Below are 17,797 nucleotides of genomic sequence, written 5' to 3'. Positions count from 1 at the left end.
CGGCAGGCAGCGGGCATCGACCCGTCGGAGGTGAGCGCGGAGGCGTTCGACGCGATGGTGGTCGACCAGCTCGATCTGCTGCCCGACGACATGGTCGACGGGCTCGACAACGTCGTCTTCGTCACGGAAGACCGCCCCGAAGACGGCACGCTCGACCTGCTCGGCCTCTACGACGGCGTCGCCCTCACCGAACGTGGCCAGTACGGCTTCGGCGAGCTACCCGACCGCGTCATCCTCTACCGCGAACCGCACCTCGCCGCCGTCGACGACCTCGACCAGCTCGCGGACGAGATCCACGTCACGCTCGTCCACGAGATCGCCCACTTCTACGGCATCGACGACGAGCAACTACACGAGCTCGGCTGGGCCTGACCCTCCACCACCACGTCCGCCAGCGAGGCCGGGTCCTCCGAGACCAGGTGGGCGTCCTCCTGTTCGGCCCACACGTCCCACCACGGCTCGTACGTCGTCCCGTCGCGGGCCATGGCACGAGCACGCCGGGCCACGGCGTCGAGCTCCAGCCACACGCGGACGTCCACGAGCGACGAGGAGGCGCGGGTCAACGCCCCGGCCCCTTCGACGATCAGCGAGACGGTCGGGTCGAGCACCTCCCACGCCGCCGCGCGGTCGTGCTCCCAGTCCCACCGCCGCCATCCCGGGGCGACCGGCGACAAGATGGACGTCTCGACCACGCGGGACGCCGCCTCGAGGCCGTGCCACCCCGGGTAGACGTCGTCGAGGTGCACCAGGCGCACGGGTCCGAGCCGGTCGACGGGCCACGCGGCGGCCACCGCACGGCCGAGCGTGGTCTTGCCCGAACCCGAGCGGCCGTCGATCACCACGACCACGCGACGCGACCCGACCCGCGCCTCCTCGGCTCGGCGCAGCAGGGCCCCGACGGCGTCGTCGACGGCGACCCGCTCAGGCAAGGACGAACTCCCACGTGCCGGCCAGGACGGCCGCGGTCACCGACGTGGCGGCGATGACGACGCCGAGGGCGACGAGCACGCCGTCGCGCAGCCCGAACGACGACGGACGCGCCCAGGTGCGCGGGGTGTCGCTGCCGAAACCCTTGGCCTCCATGGCGGTGGCGAGCTTGCTGCCGCGCCGGACCGACAGCACCAGCAACGAGAACGCCTGTTGCCCGAAACGCCTGAGGGCCCCGACCGGACCACCCGAGTCCGCGACGCCCCGGGCGCGACGGGCCAGGGCGAGCTGCCGCCAGTCGTCCATGAACAGCCCGACCAGACGCAACCCGGCGAGGCCCCCCAGCACGAAGCGTGCCGGCAGTCGCAGCACCTGACCGAGACCGTCGGCGAGGTCGGTCGGGTCGGTCGTCGCGAACAGCACGATGCCGGGCACCCCGACGGCGAGGATGCGCAGGCCGATCGCCCCGGCGAGGGCCAGCGACCCCTCGGTCACCGAGAGGAACCCCCACTCGACCACCGACGCGCCTCCGTCGCGCCCGTAGAGGGCGATGGCGACGACCGACGTCGGGGCGGCGATCCAGAGCGGTGCCGTGCGGGCGAGCAGCTGCCGGGCGGACAGACCGGCGAAGGGCAGCAGCAGGGCCTCGAGCAGCAGCGCGGTGCCGGCCGAGACCCAGTCGATCGACAGCAGCAGGGCGATCGCGAGCACGACGGCGGCGAGGAGCTTGGCGACCGGGTTGACGCGCCCGACCACGCCGGTCGCCACGACCGGGGTGAGGACGCTCATCGGCGCACCTCGGCGGGGTCGGTGCGGCGGGCGTGTGCGCTCAGGTCGAGCACGTCGTCGGCGAGGGTCGACGCGAACTCGGCGTCGTGGGTGACGGCGACGACCGCCCGGCCCTCGTCGAGCAGCTCGGCGAGCAGGGTCACGAGTTCTCGCCAGGTGCGGGCGTCCTGCCCGAAGGTCGGTTCGTCGAGAACGAGCATCGAGGGGCGTGACGCGAGGACGGTCGCGACCGAGAGCCGTCGCTTCTCACCGCCCGAGAGCGTGAACGGGTTCGCGCCGGCGAGGTGGTCGAGCCGCAGCCGGTCGAGGAGGAGGTCGACGCGCGACGCGACCTCTCTCGGGGACGCGCCCAGCGCCTCCGGACCCACCGCCAGCTCGCGACGGACGGTCGCCGTCAGGAACTGGTGCTCGGGGTCCTGGAAGACCGTGCCGACGCGGGTGAGCAGCTGTCGGGGCTTCCAGCGGATCGGGGACGGGCCGGCCCCGTCGGCGAACGACGGCGTGGCCTCGAGGGCACCCGCGACGGGGGCGAGCAGCCCCGCGACGGTGAGGGCGAGCGTCGACTTGCCCGAGCCGTTCGTGCCGGTCACCGCGAGCGCGCGCCCCGCGGTGACGGTGAGGTCGATGCCCGCCGCGACCGCGCGACCCTCGGGCCCCTTGTGCCCCACGTCGAGTCCGCTCGCCGTGAGCAGCAGGTCACCGGTGGTACGCGACCGGACGGGCGCAGGAGGCGCGGCGCCGGGGACCCACACCCCCGCGTCGACGAGGCGGTCACGTTCGGCGCGCAACACGTCGTCGGGTCGACCGTCGGCCAGGACTCCCCCACCGGCGTCGAGCACGACGACGCGGTCGACGACGGGCAGCCAGACCGACACCCGGTGCTCGACGACGACGAGCGTCGCCCCGGAGTCGGCGACGACGCGGGCCACGGCGTCACGCACCTCGACGACGCCTTCGGGGTCGAGGTTGGCCGTCGGCTCGTCGAGGAGCAGCAGGCCCGGCTGCATGGCGAGGGCCCCGGCGAGTGCGAGCCGCTGCTTCTGGCCGCCGCTCAGCTCGGAGGTCGACGCGGACAGCGGCAAGTCGAGTCCCACGGCGGCGAGGGCGTGCCCGACGCGGCGCCAGATCTCGTCGCGGGGCACGCCCAGGTTCTCGCAGCCGAAGGCGACGTCGTCGCCCACCCGCGCGAGGACGACCTGCGAGTCGGGGTCCTGGAGCACGAGGCCGACCCGGCCGCGCTGCTCGGCGGGGGTTCGGCCGTCCACCAGCAGGTCGCCGGCCTCGTCGCCCTCGTCGTCGCCGCCCAGCACCCCGGCGAGACCGGCGAGCAAGGTCGACTTGCCCGCGCCGGACGCACCGAGCAGCAGGACGCGCTCGCCGGGGGCGACGTCGAGGTCGAGCTGCGAGACGGCGGGCAGTCGTCGGCCGGCGTGTCGCCAGCCCCAGCCACGGGCGGTGACGCGGGCACCGTCCTCGGGTGCCCGACGTCCGCCGCTCGCTCCGCTCACGGGAAGGACCACGAGGAGGCGCGCCTAGACCCGGGCGTCCGCCGAGCGTCCCGAGGCGAACCGCGACAGCGCACCCGTCCGGGCGAGGCCGCGGGCGGCGAGCCACGAGATCAGGCCGGCGAGGACGGTGCCCGAGACGACCGAGGTGACGACGTAGATCGTCTTCGACCCGGCGGCGTAGGCGGCCGCCGAGGCGAAGCTCGTGTCCATCAGGCCGACGGCGAGGCCGGCGACGGCACCGGCGAGCAGCACCGTGCCGATCCGCCACGACTTGTAGAGGAAGACCGCGAGCACGATCTCGGCGCCCAGGCCCTGGACGATGCCCCAGATGAGCACCGAGAAGCCCCACTGGGTGCCGATCAGCATCGAGACGACCGCCGCGACGACCTCGGTGTAGACGGCGGCACCGGGCTTGCGGATCACGATGCCGCCGAGCACCCCGGCGAAGAGCCAGCCGCCGTTGAGGATGCCCTCGAAGCCGCCCGAGAAGCTCAGGACGCTGTCGATGGGTGTGTAGGCCAGGCCCCAGGCCCAGAAGACGACGCCGGCGGCGACCCCGATGACGCTGGCGACCACGATGTCGACGACGCGCCAGCGCCGGGTGGGGGTGGTGCGGGCCTTCGGCGTGAAGCCGGTCGAGCTGTCGCGAGCCGCCGTGGAACGGTTTTCGGGCGTGGACGTGGACATCTGTTCTTCTCCTCCCTGCGCTGGCATGACCCAGATCAGGTTCGACGGTCGAAGCGTGGTTCGCTTCCTCTCAGCCCGGCTCACCGGACTCCCGTGTGTTGTGGGGTCGATCATAGCGCCGACCCCGGCCGGCGTGGCCGCGCCTCCGACGACCTGTCGAGGCGCCTATCGTGGCGGGATGAGTCGACCTCCCGTCGCACCGCCCGCGCCTCCGGCTCCCCCGCCGGCCCCGACTCCGGCGCGACGACACCACCCCGCCCGGCTCGTCCTGCCGATCACCTCGGTGGCGCTCGTCGTCGTCACCGGGGTCGTTCCCTTCGTGGTCCTCCAGCCGATGATCCACTCCTACCGCGGTGACGCGGCGGCCTACGGCATCCAGGCCTTCGGCGTCGCGACGGTGGCGTCGGTCCTGTGCTGGGTCCTCGCGGTCGTGACCGTCGTCGTCGGCGTGGTGTCCCTCGCCCTGCGCCAGCGCCTGAAGGGTCTGCCCATCACCGCCGTCACCCTGGCGGTGCTCATCGCCGTCGCCGCTCCGTTCGCCTACCTGCTGATCGCCCTGTCGGCCGACGCGTACTGACGCGTCAGAGCCCGGCGGCCTTCCGGACGAGCGCGGCCACGGAGGCGCGGGTCGCGTCGTCGTCGCTGGTCACGGCATACGAGGTGGGCCAGAGGGTGCCGTCGTCCAGCTGGGCGCCGTCTTGGAAGCCGAGCGTCGAGTAGCGCGTGCCGAACTTGGCGCCCGGTTGGAAGAAGACGACGGCCTTGCCGTCCTCCTTCGCGTAGGCGGGGAAGCCGTACCAGGTCTTGGGGGCGAGGTTCGGGGCGTGCTCGGCGACGACCTCGTGCACCATCCGGGCGATCGGCCGCTCGACGTCGGTCATGGCCGCGATGGCGTCCGCGGCGTCCTGCGCCTCGGCGGCCGACTTGTCGGCGAGCTTCTGGCGCTTCGCCTCGGCCCGCAGCTCGGCGGCGCGCTGCTTCATGGCGGCCTTCTCTTCTTTGCTGAACCCGGCGTCGGCCATGATCATGCCCTTCTCGTGCGTGCGTGCGTCGGCTCGGTCGGGCCGGCGTACGCCCCATGGTGACAGGCAGGATGGTCGTCATGCACCTGAACCTCACGACCACCGGCGACGGCGCCCGCCACGTCGCCCTCGTCCACGGGCTCGGCGCCGACGGCGCGACCTGGAAGCCGATCGTCGACCGGTTCGTCGCGACCGGTTCGTACACGGTCACCACCCTCGACCTGCGGGGTCACGGCGAGAGCGACCGGGCGTCGTCGTACCGGCTCGACGAGTTCGCGGACGACGTCGCCTCGGCCCTGCCCCGGGGCCTGCACGGTGTCGTCGGGCACTCGCTCGGTGGCTCGGTGCTCGTCCGCGCCGTCGAGCGGCTGCAGCCTCGGACGGCCGTCTACCTCGACCCGGGGTTCTCACTGGCCCTGCCGACGACGGGCCTCGCCGGACGGTTGTTCTGGGCCGTGCCGACCGTGACGATGGGCGTCGCGGCCCTCGCCCAGGCGCGGAAGGGCGCGCGACTGCGCGCGGGGTACGACGACGCGACCCGCGCCTCCTCGGATCAGGCCCGTGCCCGGTTCGACTCGGGCATGGCAACGGGCGTGTTCCGCGACGTGGCCTTCCACCCGGTCGCGACGACGGCGCCCGCGGTGCCCTCGGTCATCGTGCTGTCCGACGACTCCCCCGCCGTCCTGCCGGAACGGCTCGTGTCGGGCTACCAGCAGGCCGGCTGGCAGATCCGCCGCCTGCCGGGCGTGCACCACGACATGCAGCTCGAGGCACCGGACCGCACCTTCGCCCTGCTGGCCGAGCTGCTCTGAGTTCCGCGGTCGGTCAGGCCTTGGGCAGGGCGTGACCGTCGGCGTCGAGGTGGTCTCGCCACGATCGCCTCGCCGTCCAGCCGAGCAAGCGGCCGGCCTTGGCGGTCGAGATGCCCGATGCGTCGACCCGGTCGAGCTCGCGCAGCTCGATGCGGTCGCCGTGGTGTTCGCGCAGGGTGGCGGCGAAGTCGTGGCCGCCGGCGTTGTCAGCTGCGGCGATGTAGAAGACCTCGTGACCCGGCAGGTCGGACTCGGCGGCCAGCAGGAGCGCGTCGGCGAGGTCGTCGGCGTCGATGTAGCTGCCGAAGTTCGCACTCTCGGGGTCGGCCTCGCGCACCTGGGGGCCGAGGTTGGCCTCGTAGTTGCTCTCGTCGTGCACCGTGCTCGGACGGATCGAGATCGCGCGCAGGTCGGAGCGGCGGACGGCGGCGTCCATCAGCTGTTCGCCGAACGTCTTCGAGAGCGCGTAGGGGTCCTGCGGGTGCAGGGGGTGTTCCTCGTCGACCGGCACGTAGTCGGGCAGGAAGGGCCGTTCGGGGAAGAAGTTGCCCACGATGCTCTCGCTCGACACGTTGACGAAGCGGGGCACGCCGAACCGCACGGCCGCCTCGACCAGGTTGAACGTGGACATCAGGTTGGTCTGGAAGACGACATGGGCCGGATGCGCGGTGGGCTGAGGGATGGCCGCGACGTGGACGACGACGTCGGCCCCCGCGACGACCGAGAAGGCGGTCCCCGCGTCGGTCAGGTCACCCATCACGTACCGGCCCGGCTCGTCGACGCCCGTGTCGAAGACGGGCCGGACGAGGTCGACGCCGAGGACGTCGTGCCCGGCCTCGACGAACCGGCGGACGGCGGCACGTCCGACCTTGCCGCGTGATCCCGTGATGACGACCTTCATGACGCGCTCCCTCGATCGAGGGATGCGCCGAGGGCCGGAGCATCCACCCGGACGACGCTACGCCTCGCAGCCCCCAGGAGGCGCGCTCGGCCCCCTGAGGAGACGCGCGACGGCGCTCAGGACGAGACGTCGACGGCCGGCGAGGGCGGGGACGGCCGGTGATGACATCCGTCACACGATGTGGTGACGCCTCGGCACTTCTCGAGGCCGTCGCCCTCTGGTGTGCTTCCGGAGGAGCGTTCGGACCCGACTGGAACGCCCGGAGAGAGGACCTCGTGCGGACATCCCTGAAGGCGACCCTGTGGACCGTCGGTGCCCTGGTGGCCCTGCCCGTCCTGACGCTGGCGACCACGTCGATCGTCAACGTCGTCGCCACGAGGTCGGAGCTGGCCGCCATCACCTCGTACGGCGAGCTCGTCCCCGTCGACGGGAAAGAGATGAACGTCGTCGTCAGCGGGTCCGGACCGGACACGATCGTCCTGCTGCCGGGCCTCGGGACGGCTGCACCGGGCCTGGACTTCCGGCCGCTGATCTCCGAGCTCGACGACACCCACCGCGTCGTCGCCGTCGAACCGTTCGGCACCGGGCTCAGCGACCAGACCGACTCCCCCCGCACGGCGGAGAACATCGCGGGCGAGGTCCACGAGGCACTGCGCCAGCTCGGCATCGACCGCTACGCGCTCATGGGGCACTCGATCTCGGGTGTCTACGCCCTCGAGTACAGCCGGCTCTACGCGAACGAGCTCACGGCGTTCATCGGGATCGACAGCAGCGTCCCCGACCAACCCGGCGCGGACGACCCCACGCCGACCGACGGGCTCGTCGCCCTGCGAGACCTCGGTCTGCTCCGCGTGGCGGCCGCCGTCGCCGGCGACACCTACGCGGGGCTGCCGTACGACGAGGCCACGAAAGAGCAGATGCGCCTCCTGACGACGAAGAACTCGAACGCACCGACCCTGCTCGACGAGATGGACCACACCGCGAGCAACTTCGCGTCGGTCAGCGGGCGGACGTTCCCGGCGGACCTGCCGGTCCTCCTCTTCGTGGTGCAGGACGGCACCGACGACGACGGCTGGCTCGAGCTGCACGAGAGCCAGGCCGCGAGTGTCGACCGCGGCCAGGTCGTCGCGCTCGACGGAGACCACTACCTGCACCACACGCAGTCGACACGGATCGCCGACGACACCGACGAGTTCCTCGCCGGCTGAGGCAGCACGGGAGGGGTGAAGGTCACGGCGGGGTAACGAAGTCGATGCGTTCCAATCCATTTCGGTGACGGTGGCGAACCCTGTACATCCCCACCGGGACCAACAGACAAGGAGCTTCACCATGAACGCCTTCACTCGCAAGAACATCACCAAGACCACGCTCGGCCTCGTGGCCTCGGGTGCCCTCGTCTTCTCGCTCGCCGCCTGCTCGATGGACTCCGGTTCGTCCTCCGACACGTCGTCCTCGAGCTCGTCCTCGTCCGAGCCGTCGGCCGCCTCGACGCCCGCCGCGTCGATCGCCGACCTCAGCAACGGTGTCGACACCCAGGTCGCCGTCGACCAGTCCTTCGTCGACGCGATCACCTCGCTCGGCCTGACCCCCGGCGTCGTCGGCACCGCGACCTTCACCGACGGAACCTTCTCGTTCCCGATCACCGGCGGCAACGTCGACTACTACGGCCCCGACAGCGACGTCCGCCCCTACGTCCAGGGCGAGATCGACCACGACGGCTCCGGCCTGTCGCTGACCTCGGCCGACGGCACCGTCGTCGAACTCACCGACTTCCGCATCGACCCGGGCGAGTCGAAGCTCTACGGCACCGTCACCGCCAACGGCACCGTCGCCGCCGAGGACGCCTACCTCTTCAACCTCTGGGGTGGCACCCTGAAGCCCATCCAGATGGAAGGCGCCAACGCCGTCCTCGAGGGCACCACCGTCCACATCAGCCCCGACGCCGCCGCGCTGCTGAACGAGACCTTCAAGACCGACGCCGTCCAGGACGAGATGCTCGTCGGCGTCGCGAAGATCACCGCCGCCACGGAGTAGTACCCGTCGGGCCGGCTGCCGCCGGCCCGACCCCCGGGTCGCACTGCGCCTGGCGTGGTGTCACCCGGAACCCGGGTCGTCTCCGTGACGACGCACCGGCCCTCGCTCCTCGAGGGCCGGTCATCCCGGTGGTCCCCCCTTCCGCCTTCGTGCGGGAGGGGGTTTCCTCTGCCCTGGCCCAACCGCCGACCGACGAACGGAACTCCGTGGTCCACCCCGCCTCAGCTCTGACTCCCCCGATGCTCCTCGGGCGCCTCCCGACCCATGCCGAAGCAGCCCCGGTCGAGGTGCACCTGCCGCGTTCACGGTTCCCCGTGGCGATCAGCTTCGAGTCGTCGGACACGTGGTCGATCGCCGAGCGCTTCGGCGAGCAGCTCGTCAGCCACGGACGACTCACCTACCGGGCCGGGGCGTTCGTCGTCCGCATCGCGGCCGGCACGACCCGCTACGGCCACTCGTGGCAGGCCGCCGTCACGGCTCACCTCCTCCACCGCGGCTGACGGCGGACCCTCGGATCGCCTCGCCCCACCGGACCGTTGTCACTTCTCACCACGGACGGTCGCATCGTGGTGCTTCCGGTGGAAGTGCACGAGCTGTCGAGGATCACCGGTCACCCGACCCAGTCGGCCCCACGGCCGTGACGCGGGAGGATGGCTCGGTGCCGCTCTCCTCCGACCGCCCCGACTGCTTCCATCTGCCGGCCGTCGACGCCGCGGCGATCCGGACGGGCCCGGATCGACTGCACCTCGTACCGCCGGACAGCGTGGCCGACGCGTCGACGATCGTCGCGAGCCATGCGCGGGCGCGCGCCGCCCGTGGCCGGAAGGAGGCGACCGGGTGCCTCGTCCCGATCGCCGGTGGACTCGTCCTGGCCGTCGTAGCCGAGACGCTGGTCCGGCTCGCGTCGATCCACCTCTCGTCCGGAGCAGCAGCCGCAGCCGTCGCGCTGTCTTTCGTCATCGGCGCGTCGGTGACCGCGGTCATCGTCTCGCGGACGACATCGGCCACACCCGTCCCGACTCCACTGCCGTCCGTGCTGGTCCATCCCGTTGTCGCCGCCGGGGCCGCGGCGGACCTGCCCGCGCGGGACGTGGTTCTCGCGTCACGAGCCTTCGACGAGCGCGATCGCGCCGCGGCCGACCTCGAGAAGGCCCGCGCCGACGCGCAACTCACCGACCGGGAACGAGAGGTGCCCCCCGGCGACCGATCGACCTGGTTCTTCCGCCCGGAGGACCTGCCCGGAATCGAGCGCACGGCAGAGGACGCAGAGAGGCGAGCACGGGAGGTCGCCGACAGGCTCGACATCGTCCTCGAGGAAGAAGGCGGCTCGGACACGACCCCGGACGACTGACCTCGCCGGACGGCGAGCAGGCGACCCGAAGGACGACCACCCCCCATCGGCACACGCCCGGGTCAGCCCAGCGTCAGTTGCCCGTCGGCCTCGAGCCACTCGAGGCCCTCGACGACCGCCTGCACCGAGGTGTAGCGCGGGGCGTAGCCGAGCAGGCGGCGGGCCTTCTCGATGCTCATCGAGTGGCTGCGCGAGGCGTGTTGCCACGACGCGTCGCCGTGCTCGTCGGACGTCTGGTCTCGGAACTCGGCCCACGAGACGAACCGCAGCCGCGCCTCCTGACCGAAGTGCCGCGCGATCGCCTCGGCGAGCCCGCGCAGCGTGACCGCTCGCTCGCTGACGACGTGGAACGCCTCGCCGACCACCTGCGAGTGCCGCTCGGCGGCGAGCTGGAAGGCCTGCGCGACGTCGTCGGCGTGCACGTGGTGGACGGTCTCGAGCCCGAGGCCGGGCATCGCGATCTCGCGGCCGGCGGCGAGGGCCTCCCAGACGGAGAGGTCGAGGTTGCCGACCGCGTTGATCATCGGCCAGCCCGGACCGGTGATGTGCCCCGGGTGCAACACGATGCTCTGCACTCCGCCCGGGCGCCGCGACTCGCGGAGCAGCAGCTCTTCGATGGCGGCCTTCTGCGTGCCGTACTCGCCGAACGGGGTGCGCTCGGCTTCTTCGGTGATCGGCACCTCACGGGACGGGCCGTGCACCCAGACCGTGCCGCAGTGCACCAACACGGTGCCCGTGCCCTGCAGGGCGTCGACCATCTGGCGTGCCGACGCGACCGTGAAGCAGATCATGTCGATCACGACGTCGGCCCCGAGCCCGGCGATCTCGCCCGCGAAGGTGCCGTCGGCGTCGCCCGCCTCGCGGTCGAGCAGGAGGCGCGTCACGCGTGACCACGCCGCATGCTGCCGGTACGGCTCGGAGGCCCCGCGGCTGACGGCGACCACCTCGTGGCCGGCCTCGACGAGTCTCGGGACGAGGAAGCCACCGACGTGGCCGGTGGACCCGATGACGACGACCTTCACGACGCGACCCCCGACACGATCGAGAGGGCCTGGAGCGGACGGCGGGGAGGAAGAGTGGCAGCGCTGCGCACGGCATCGGAGGACATGGCCCGACGCTACCCCGCACCCCGGACACCGGTGTACCCCGCATGGGGGTCGCCCGGCGTCCCCCCAAGTGCCCACTGTGCCCGGGCCCCGTTTTCTTCACACTTCCTATGAGGAGCACAGCGGCTCGTCGGATCGCCGGGCACGGCGCTCCACGAGTCACCCCCTCCGCGCGTCCCGCCCGGTACGCGCGACCCGACGAGGAGAACCATGACCTTCACCGACCCCCGCGCCCGTGGCACCCGCCGCCGCGTGACGACCGTCTGCCTCGCGGCGTCCCTGACCCTGGGACTCGTCGCCGTGGGCTCCGGCGCCGCCGTCGCCGCGCCTCCTGCGTCCGCACCGGCCGCACCGGCCGCACCCGGCAAGCCGGGCCCCGCGCCGACACTGCCGGTCGTCGAGGGACCGGTGATGAACTACGTCGTCAACGCGACGAAGGCGAACCCGGGCGCGACCAAGCAGGTCGAGCGTGCGGTCGCCGCCTCCGGCGGCAGCGTCATCGCCGCGTACACCGATCTCGGCGTGGTCGTGGCGCAGTCGAGCAACACGAACTTCTCCGCCTCGGTGCGCGGCGACAAGGCCGTCTCGTCGGCCGGAGCCACCCGCACCGCCGCGGTCGCCGAGAGCGACCCGACCTACGGCGTCGGCACGACCGCCCCCGGCCCGGGCAAGCCCGTCAGGCCCGGCCACCCGGGCGGTCCCGGCAAGCCCGGTGGCCCCGGCGAGCCCGGTGGCCCCGGACACCCCGGCAAGCCGAAGGCCGCGACCTCGCCCGAGCAGCGACTCGAAGAGGCCACGACCGTCGTCGCCGACCCCCTCGAGGCCCAGCAGTGGGACCTCACGGCGATCAAGGCCGACCAGGCGCACCAGGTCACCGACGGCAGCCGCGACGTGCTCGTGGCCGTGCTCGACTCGGGCATCGAGGGCGACCACCCCGACCTGCAGCCGAACATCGACGTGGCCGCCTCGGCGAGCTGCCTGACCGGGACGCCTGACTCGAGCTACGCCGCTTGGCAGCCCACGACGAGCGACCACGGCACCCACGTGGCCGGCACCATCGCCGCCGCCCGCAACGGCGTCGGCATCGTCGGCGTGGCCCCCGGCGTGACGATGTCGGCCGTCAAGGTCGTCAGCGACGACGGCTTCATCTACCCCGAGGCCGCGATCTGCGGCTTCATGCAGGCCGCCGCGACCGGCGCCGACATCACGAACAACAGCTACTACGTCGACCCGTGGCAGTTCTGGTGCGGCTCGGACGTCGACCAGGCGGCCGTGCTGACCGCCGTGGACCGCGCCGTGCAGTTCACGCAGAAGAAGGGCATCGTGAACGTGGCGGCGGCCGGCAACTCGTCGATCGACCTCGCGAACAAGACGGTCGACACCGCCAGCCCGAACGACACCACGCCGGTGTCCCGGCCGATCGACTCGCGCTGCCTCGACATCCCGACCGAGCTCGACGGCGTCGTCACCGTGTCGTCGACCACCTCGGCCGGGGCGAAGTCGAGCTTCTCGAACTACGGCGAGGGCGTCATCGACGTCGCGGCTCCCGGTTCGGCGATCCTGTCGACCGTGACCGGCGGCGGCTACGGCACGAAATCGGGCACCTCGATGGCCTCGCCGCACGTCGCCGGCGTGCTGGCCCTGCTGAAGTCCACCCACCCGCGTCTCAGCGGCACGGCCCTCACCGGGTTGCTCGAGCAGCAGGCGACGGACACCCCGTGCCCCACCGGCACGACGACCTGCACGGGTACCCCGGCCGACAACGGCTGGTTCGGTGAGGGGATCGTCGACGCTCTGGCGGCCGTCACGAAGTAGCGAGCGCCACCCCGACGGGGCGTCCGACCGGCCCGAGCGGCCCGGCGGGCGTCCCGTCCTCGCGCGGACGGGGCGCCCGTTCGCCTCTAGGCTGAGCGAGTCCCAATCGGAGGTTCGATGCACACCTGGCCCGGCAACCCCTACCCCCTCGGCGCGACCTACGACGGCAGCGGCACCAACTTCGCGATCTTCAGCGAAGCCGCCAGCAAGGTCGAGTTGTGTCTGTTCGACGACGACGGCACCGAGACGAGGGTCGAGTTCACCGAGGTCGACGCCTACGTCTGGCACGCCTACCTGCCCACCGTGCAACCCGGCCAGCGCTACGGCTACCGCGTGCACGGCGAGTACGACCCCGCGAACGGCTCTCGCGCCAACCCGAACAAGCTGTTGCTCGACCCGTACGCCAAGGCCACCTGCGGCGAGATCGACTGGGACGAGGCACTGTTCGCCTACACGTTCGGCGACCCCGACTCGCGCAACGACAAGGACAGCGGCCCGCACATGATGCTGGGCGTCGTCATCAACCCGTTCTTCGACTGGCAGGGCGACCGCGCCCCCAAATACAGCTACGACGAGACCGTCATCTACGAGGCGCACGTCAAGGGCCTCACCGAGACGCACCCCGACATCCCCGAGGAAGAACGCGGCACGTACGCCGGCGTCGCGAACCCGGCGATCATCGACCACCTCAAGAAGCTCGGCATCACGACCCTCGAGCTGATGCCCGTGCACCAGTTCGTGCAGGACAACACGCTGCTCGAGAAGGGCCTCAGCAACTACTGGGGCTACAACACCATCGGGTTCTTCGCCCCGCACGCCGCCTACTCGGCCACCGGCGACATCGGCCAGCAGGTGCAGGAGTTCAAGACGATGGTGCGGGTGCTGCACGAAGCCGGCATCGAGGTCATCATCGACGTCGTCTACAACCACACGGCCGAGGGCAACCACCTGGGCCCGACCCTGTCGTTCAAGGGCATCGACAACGCCGCGTACTACCGGCTGATGGACGGCGACCAGCAGCACTACATGGACTACACGGGCACCGGCAACAGCCTCAACGTCCGTCACCCGCACTCGCTCCAGCTGATCATGGACAGCCTGCGCTACTGGGTCACCGAGATGCACGTCGACGGCTTCCGGTTCGACCTCGCCGCGTCGCTCGCCCGCGAGTTCTACGAGGTCGACCGCCTCTCGACCTTCTTCGAGCTCGTGCAGCAGGACCCGATCGTCTCGCAGGTCAAGCTGATCGCCGAGCCGTGGGACGTCGGCCCCGGTGGCTACCAGGTGGGCAACTTCCCGCCGCAGTGGACCGAGTGGAACGGAAAGTACCGCGACACCGTCCGCGACTTCTGGCGCGGCGAGCCCTCGACCCTGGGCGAGTTCGCCAGCCGCATCACGGGCTCGGCCGACCTGTACGAGCGTGACGGCCGTCGGCCGGTCGCGAGCATCAACTTCGTCACCGCCCACGACGGCTTCACGATGCGCGACCTGGTCAGCTACAACGAGAAGCGCAACGACGCCAACGGCGAGGACGGCAACGACGGCGAGAGCCACAACCGTTCGTGGAACTCGGGCGTCGAGGGCGAGACCGAGGACGGCGAGATCCGCGCCCTCCGCGAGCAGCGTCAGCGCAGCTTCCTGGCGACGCTGCTGCTCAGCCAGGGCGTGCCGATGCTGCTGCACGGTGACGAGCTCGGTCGCACCCAGGGCGGCAACAACAACACCTACGCGCAGGACAACCCGATCAGCTGGATCGACTGGCCGAACGCCGACCGCGACCTGATCGAGTTCGTCGCCGAGGTCATCAAGCTGCGGCACGACCACCCCACGTTCCGGCGTCAGCGCTACTTCAACGGCCGACCCGTGACGCGCGGCGAGGGCGAGCCCCTGCCCGACATCGTCTGGTTGACGACCGAGGGCGACGCCATGCAAGAGGGCGAGTGGAACGAGTCCTACGCCAAGGCGGTCGGCATGTTCCTCAACGGCAACGGCATCCGTGGCCGTGACGCCCGCGGCGGCCGCATCACCGACGTCAACTTCGTCCTGTACTTCAACGCCAGCGCCGAGACCGTCACGTTCGTCCTGCCGCCGGACGAGTACGCCCAGGGCTGGGAGGTCGTCGTCGACAGCACCGTGACCGCTCCCCCGCCGCCCGCGAGCGCCGCTCCCCGCACCCCGACGGCCACCCGCGCCGCCACCACCCCCCAACCGCCCTCGACCCCGCAGGCCCCCGCGGCCCTGCGGGCCGGCGACCGACTCCCCGTGGTGGGTCGCTCGCTCGTCGTCCTGCGTGCCACGGCCGAGGAAGAACTGTGACCCGACACGAACCGACCATGCACCCGCGTTCGACGTACCGACTCCAGGTGCGCGCCTCCTTCGATCTGGACGCGGCCGCCGACCTGGTGCCGTACCTGCGTGACCTCGGCGCCGACTGGGTCTACCTGTCGCCGATCCTCGCCGCCGAGCCGGGCAGCGACCACGGCTACGACGTCGTCGACCACAGTCGGGTCGACCCCGAGCGCGGCGGTGCCGAGGGCCTCGACGAGCTCTCGACGCGCGCCCACGCCGAGGGCCTCGGCGTACTGGTCGACATCGTGCCGAACCACGTCGGCGTCGCGACCCCGAAGGCGAGCGTCTGGTGGTGGGACCTCCTGACCCACGGCCGCGCGTCCCGCTACGCCGACGCGTTCGACGTCGACTGGGCCGCGGGTGCCGACAAGGTGTTGCTGCCGGTGCTCGGCGAGCCCGCCGCGACGGACGGGTCGATCGAGGGCCTCACGGTCGACGGCGACGAGTTGCACTACTACGACAACGTCTACCCGATCGCCCCGGGCACGAGCTCGCCCGGCGACGACGCCGCCACGGTGCACTCGCGCCAGCACTACGAGTTGGTTCACTGGAAGCGGGCCGACACCGACCTCAACTACCGTCGCTTCTTCGCGGTCAACACCCTCGCGGGCATCCGCGTCGAAGACAGAGGGGTCTTCGCCGAGTCGCACGCCGAGATCGGCCGTTGGTTCTCGGAGGGCCTCGTCGACGGTCTGCGGGTCGACCACCCGGACGGCCTCGCCGACCCCAAGGGCTACCTCGACCTGCTCGCCGCCCTGACCGGCGACGCGCACGTGCTCGTCGAGAAGATCCTCGAGGGCGACGAGCGCCTGCCCGAGGACTGGGCGACGGCCGGCACGACGGGTTACGACGCCCTGGCCGACCTCGACCGCCTCTTCGTCGACCCGAACGGGGCACCCGCCCTCGACGCCCTCGACGCGCGCCTGCGCCGGGCCCGCGGGGTCGACGCCGACGAGCACGCCGCCGGGGCCGACGAGACGACCGGCGACGAGCCCGTCGACTGGCACGAGATGATCCTCGGCACGAAGCGCGGCATCGCCGACGGCATCCTGGGCAGCGAGATCAACCGCCTCGCCCGGCTGATCGCCGAGGGCGGCACCGTCGACCCGTCGGTGGTGGACACGCTGGCCGAGCTGGCCGCGGCCTTCCCGGTGTACCGCAGCTACCTGCCGCAGGGTGCCGACCGGCTGACCGAGGCCGCCGCGGTCGCCACGACCCACCGCCCCGACCTCGCCGACGCCGTCGCGCGCGTCGTCGCCGTGCTGCGCGACGAGTCGCACCCCGCCTCGGTGCGCTTCCAGCAGACGAGCGGCATGGTCATGGCCAAGGGCGTCGAAGACACGGCCTTCTACCGCTACAGCCGCCTGGCGACGCTGACCGAGGTGGGTGCCGACCCGAGCGAGTTCTCGCTGACGTCCGACGAGTTCCACGCGCGTCAGCAGGTCCGCCTGGCCGAGCGCCCGTTCGGCATGACGACCCTGTCCACGCACGACACGAAGCGCAGCGCCGACGTCCGTGCCCGCGTCTCGGTGCTGGCCGAGGTCGCCACCGAGTGGGCGGCGACCCTCGAGCGTCTGCGCGAGCTCGCCCCGGTCGGCGACGGCCCGTTCGAGAACATCCTCTGGCAGACGATCGTCGGCTCGTGGCCCGCGTCGCGCGAGCGCCTGCACGCCTACGCCGAGAAGGCGTCCCGCGAGGCGAGCACGTCGACCACGTGGACCGACCGCACCGACGAGGCCGAGGCCTTCGAAGGGCGGATGCACGCCGCGGTCGACGCCGCCTTCGACGACGACGAGGTGCGTCACGAGGTCGAGCGCATCGTCGACGTCCTCCGCGCACCCGGCTACAGCAACTCGCTCGGCGTGGCGCTGATGCAGCTCACCGGCCCCGGCAGCCCCGACGTCTACCAGGGCGGCGAGCTGTGGGACTTCTCGCTCGTCGACCCCGACAACCGACGCGAGGTCGACTTCGGGCTGCGCCGGCGCCTCCTGGACGAGGTCCGCGGCGGTGCGACGCCGGCGATCGACGACACCGGAGCCGCCAAGCTCGTCGTGACGCACCACGCCCTGACGCTGCGCCGCGACCGCCCCGACCTGTTCACGCGGTACGCCGCGCTGCCGGTCTTCGGCGAGCAGGCCGCGTCGGCCGTCGCCGTCGACCGTGGCGGGGCGCTCGCGATCGCGACCCGCCTGCCCGTCGCCCTCGAGCAGGCCGGCGGCTGGGACGACACCGTCGTCCTGACCGCAGGAGGCGCGTACCGCGACGTGCTCACCGGCCGCCGGCACGAGGGCGGTCGCCTCCGCCTGGCCGACGTGCTCGACACGTACCCCGTCGCCCTGCTGATCCCCGCAGAGGACTGACCCCGTCGGGTCGCGCCGCGTCGCGCCCGACTACCGTCGCCCCCGGCGACACGTCACGACATGCCGCTCACCTCCTGATGTGAGCGGCATGTCGTGCCTTCTCGCCCCTCCCCTCCCCCGCCCCTTCCGAACCCGA

17 protein-coding genes and 1 riboswitch are annotated in these 17,797 nt (G+C 71.9%); of the genes, 10 read left to right on the top strand and 7 right to left on the bottom strand.

Annotated elements, in window-relative coordinates; all coding sequences use genetic code 11:
* Nucleotides 1–54 precede the first annotated feature (54 nt).
* Nucleotides 55–372, top strand: coding sequence for a metallopeptidase family protein (locus tag AC1MBW_RS11620; protein ID WP_480026109.1), 318 nt, complete (start codon nt 55–57; stop codon nt 370–372).
* Here the strand turns inward: AC1MBW_RS11620 and AC1MBW_RS11615 are convergent.
* From AC1MBW_RS11615 to AC1MBW_RS11600, 4 genes are all read right to left on the bottom strand, one after another.
* A complete protein-coding gene (locus AC1MBW_RS11615) occupies nt 327–929 on the bottom strand; it encodes a nucleoside/nucleotide kinase family protein (RefSeq protein WP_480024567.1) in 603 nt (200 codons plus the stop codon). The two genes, AC1MBW_RS11620 and AC1MBW_RS11615, sit on opposite strands and share 46 nt — an antisense overlap.
* Nucleotides 922–1,716 (bottom strand): energy-coupling factor transporter transmembrane component T family protein, encoded by a 795-nt coding sequence (locus AC1MBW_RS11610; protein WP_480024566.1) that lies wholly within the window; start codon nt 1,714–1,716, stop codon nt 922–924. Before AC1MBW_RS11610 ends, AC1MBW_RS11615 begins: the two co-directional genes overlap by 8 nt.
* Entirely contained in the window at nt 1,713–3,224 is a 1,512-nt protein-coding gene (locus AC1MBW_RS11605; RefSeq protein WP_480024565.1) for an ABC transporter ATP-binding protein, read from the bottom strand. Before AC1MBW_RS11605 ends, AC1MBW_RS11610 begins: the two co-directional genes overlap by 4 nt.
* Before the next feature lie 24 nt (nt 3,225–3,248).
* On the bottom strand, nt 3,249–3,911 hold the full coding sequence (locus AC1MBW_RS11600) for an ECF transporter S component (protein WP_480024564.1): 663 nt from the start codon (nt 3,909–3,911) through the stop codon (nt 3,249–3,251).
* Nucleotides 3,907–4,015, bottom strand: a riboswitch (TPP riboswitch). It overlaps the preceding gene by 5 nt.
* A gap of 74 nt (nt 4,016–4,089) precedes the next feature.
* Here AC1MBW_RS11600 and AC1MBW_RS11595 point away from each other — a divergent pair.
* A complete protein-coding gene (locus AC1MBW_RS11595; protein ID WP_480024563.1) occupies nt 4,090–4,488 on the top strand; it encodes a hypothetical protein in 399 nt (132 codons plus the stop codon).
* A 4-nt stretch (nt 4,489–4,492) separates the two neighbouring features.
* Here the strand turns inward: AC1MBW_RS11595 and AC1MBW_RS11590 are convergent, their stop codons facing one another.
* On the bottom strand, nt 4,493–4,933 hold the full coding sequence (locus AC1MBW_RS11590; protein ID WP_480026108.1) for a hypothetical protein: 441 nt from the start codon (nt 4,931–4,933) through the stop codon (nt 4,493–4,495).
* A gap of 80 nt (nt 4,934–5,013) precedes the next feature.
* On the opposite strand from AC1MBW_RS11590, the gene AC1MBW_RS11585 reads away from it, so the two are divergent.
* Entirely contained in the window at nt 5,014–5,745 is a 732-nt protein-coding gene (locus tag AC1MBW_RS11585; RefSeq protein WP_480024562.1) for an alpha/beta fold hydrolase, read from the top strand.
* A gap of 13 nt (nt 5,746–5,758) precedes the next feature.
* Here the strand turns inward: AC1MBW_RS11585 and AC1MBW_RS11580 are convergent, their stop codons facing one another.
* Complete coding sequence (locus AC1MBW_RS11580) at nt 5,759–6,646, bottom strand: NAD-dependent epimerase/dehydratase family protein (RefSeq protein WP_480024561.1); 888 nt, start codon at nt 6,644–6,646, stop codon at nt 5,759–5,761.
* Between the two features lie 275 nt (nt 6,647–6,921).
* Between AC1MBW_RS11580 and AC1MBW_RS11575 the strand changes: the two genes are divergently transcribed.
* The 4 genes from AC1MBW_RS11575 to AC1MBW_RS11560 all read left to right on the top strand — a co-directional run bounded on the left by AC1MBW_RS11575 (nt 6,922) and on the right by AC1MBW_RS11560 (nt 10,031).
* A complete protein-coding gene (locus AC1MBW_RS11575) occupies nt 6,922–7,854 on the top strand; it encodes an alpha/beta fold hydrolase (RefSeq protein ID WP_480024560.1) in 933 nt (310 codons plus the stop codon).
* Between the two features lie 121 nt (nt 7,855–7,975).
* Nucleotides 7,976–8,680: a hypothetical protein gene (locus AC1MBW_RS11570; RefSeq protein ID WP_480024559.1), complete on the top strand. Its 705-nt coding sequence runs from the start codon at nt 7,976–7,978 to the stop codon at nt 8,678–8,680.
* Between the two features lie 239 nt (nt 8,681–8,919).
* On the top strand, nt 8,920–9,180 hold the full coding sequence (locus AC1MBW_RS11565) for a hypothetical protein (RefSeq protein WP_480024558.1): 261 nt from the start codon (nt 8,920–8,922) through the stop codon (nt 9,178–9,180).
* A gap of 158 nt (nt 9,181–9,338) precedes the next feature.
* Nucleotides 9,339–10,031, top strand: a complete 693-nt coding sequence (locus AC1MBW_RS11560) for a hypothetical protein (RefSeq protein ID WP_480024557.1) — start codon at nt 9,339–9,341, stop codon at nt 10,029–10,031.
* Nucleotides 10,032–10,093: 62 nt separating this feature from the next.
* On the opposite strand, the gene AC1MBW_RS11555 is transcribed toward AC1MBW_RS11560, so the two are convergent.
* Complete coding sequence (locus tag AC1MBW_RS11555) at nt 10,094–11,053, bottom strand: NAD-dependent epimerase/dehydratase family protein (protein ID WP_480024556.1); 960 nt, start codon at nt 11,051–11,053, stop codon at nt 10,094–10,096.
* A gap of 294 nt (nt 11,054–11,347) precedes the next feature.
* Between AC1MBW_RS11555 and AC1MBW_RS11550 the strand changes: the two genes are divergently transcribed.
* The 3 genes from AC1MBW_RS11550 to treY all read left to right on the top strand — a co-directional run bounded on the left by AC1MBW_RS11550 (nt 11,348) and on the right by treY (nt 17,661).
* Nucleotides 11,348–12,952, top strand: a complete 1,605-nt coding sequence (locus AC1MBW_RS11550; protein ID WP_480024555.1) for a S8 family serine peptidase — start codon at nt 11,348–11,350, stop codon at nt 12,950–12,952.
* Nucleotides 12,953–13,069: 117 nt separating this feature from the next.
* Complete coding sequence (gene glgX / locus AC1MBW_RS11545) at nt 13,070–15,268, top strand: glycogen debranching protein GlgX (protein ID WP_480024554.1); 2,199 nt, start codon at nt 13,070–13,072, stop codon at nt 15,266–15,268.
* Nucleotides 15,269–15,285: 17 nt separating this feature from the next.
* Complete coding sequence (gene treY / locus AC1MBW_RS11540) at nt 15,286–17,661, top strand: malto-oligosyltrehalose synthase (RefSeq protein ID WP_480026107.1); 2,376 nt, start codon at nt 15,286–15,288, stop codon at nt 17,659–17,661.
* Nucleotides 17,662–17,797: the final 136 nt, after the last annotated feature.

It is taken from the genome of Frigoribacterium sp. AP1 (assembly GCF_056680555.1).
This window is presented reverse-complemented; position numbering and strand designations above follow the sequence as displayed.

Coding starts and splice junctions, on each gene's coding strand:
- AC1MBW_RS11620 (WP_480026109.1), top strand. CDS start 55: ATGGTGGTCGACCAGCTCGATCTGCTGCCCGACGACATGGTCGACGGG.
- AC1MBW_RS11610 (WP_480024566.1), bottom strand. CDS start 1,716: ATGAGCGTCCTCACCCCGGTCGTGGCGACCGGCGTGGTCGGGCGCGTC.
- AC1MBW_RS11600 (WP_480024564.1), bottom strand. CDS start 3,911: ATGTCCACGTCCACGCCCGAAAACCGTTCCACGGCGGCTCGCGACAGC.
- AC1MBW_RS11595 (WP_480024563.1), top strand. CDS start 4,090: ATGAGTCGACCTCCCGTCGCACCGCCCGCGCCTCCGGCTCCCCCGCCG.
- AC1MBW_RS11590 (WP_480026108.1), bottom strand. CDS start 4,933: ATGGCCGACGCCGGGTTCAGCAAAGAAGAGAAGGCCGCCATGAAGCAG.
- AC1MBW_RS11585 (WP_480024562.1), top strand. CDS start 5,014: ATGCACCTGAACCTCACGACCACCGGCGACGGCGCCCGCCACGTCGCC.
- AC1MBW_RS11580 (WP_480024561.1), bottom strand. CDS start 6,646: ATGAAGGTCGTCATCACGGGATCACGCGGCAAGGTCGGACGTGCCGCC.
- AC1MBW_RS11570 (WP_480024559.1), top strand. CDS start 7,976: ATGAACGCCTTCACTCGCAAGAACATCACCAAGACCACGCTCGGCCTC.
- AC1MBW_RS11565 (WP_480024558.1), top strand. CDS start 8,920: ATGCTCCTCGGGCGCCTCCCGACCCATGCCGAAGCAGCCCCGGTCGAG.
- AC1MBW_RS11550 (WP_480024555.1), top strand. CDS start 11,348: ATGACCTTCACCGACCCCCGCGCCCGTGGCACCCGCCGCCGCGTGACG.
- glgX (WP_480024554.1), top strand. CDS start 13,070: ATGCACACCTGGCCCGGCAACCCCTACCCCCTCGGCGCGACCTACGAC.
- treY (WP_480026107.1), top strand. CDS start 15,286: ATGCACCCGCGTTCGACGTACCGACTCCAGGTGCGCGCCTCCTTCGAT.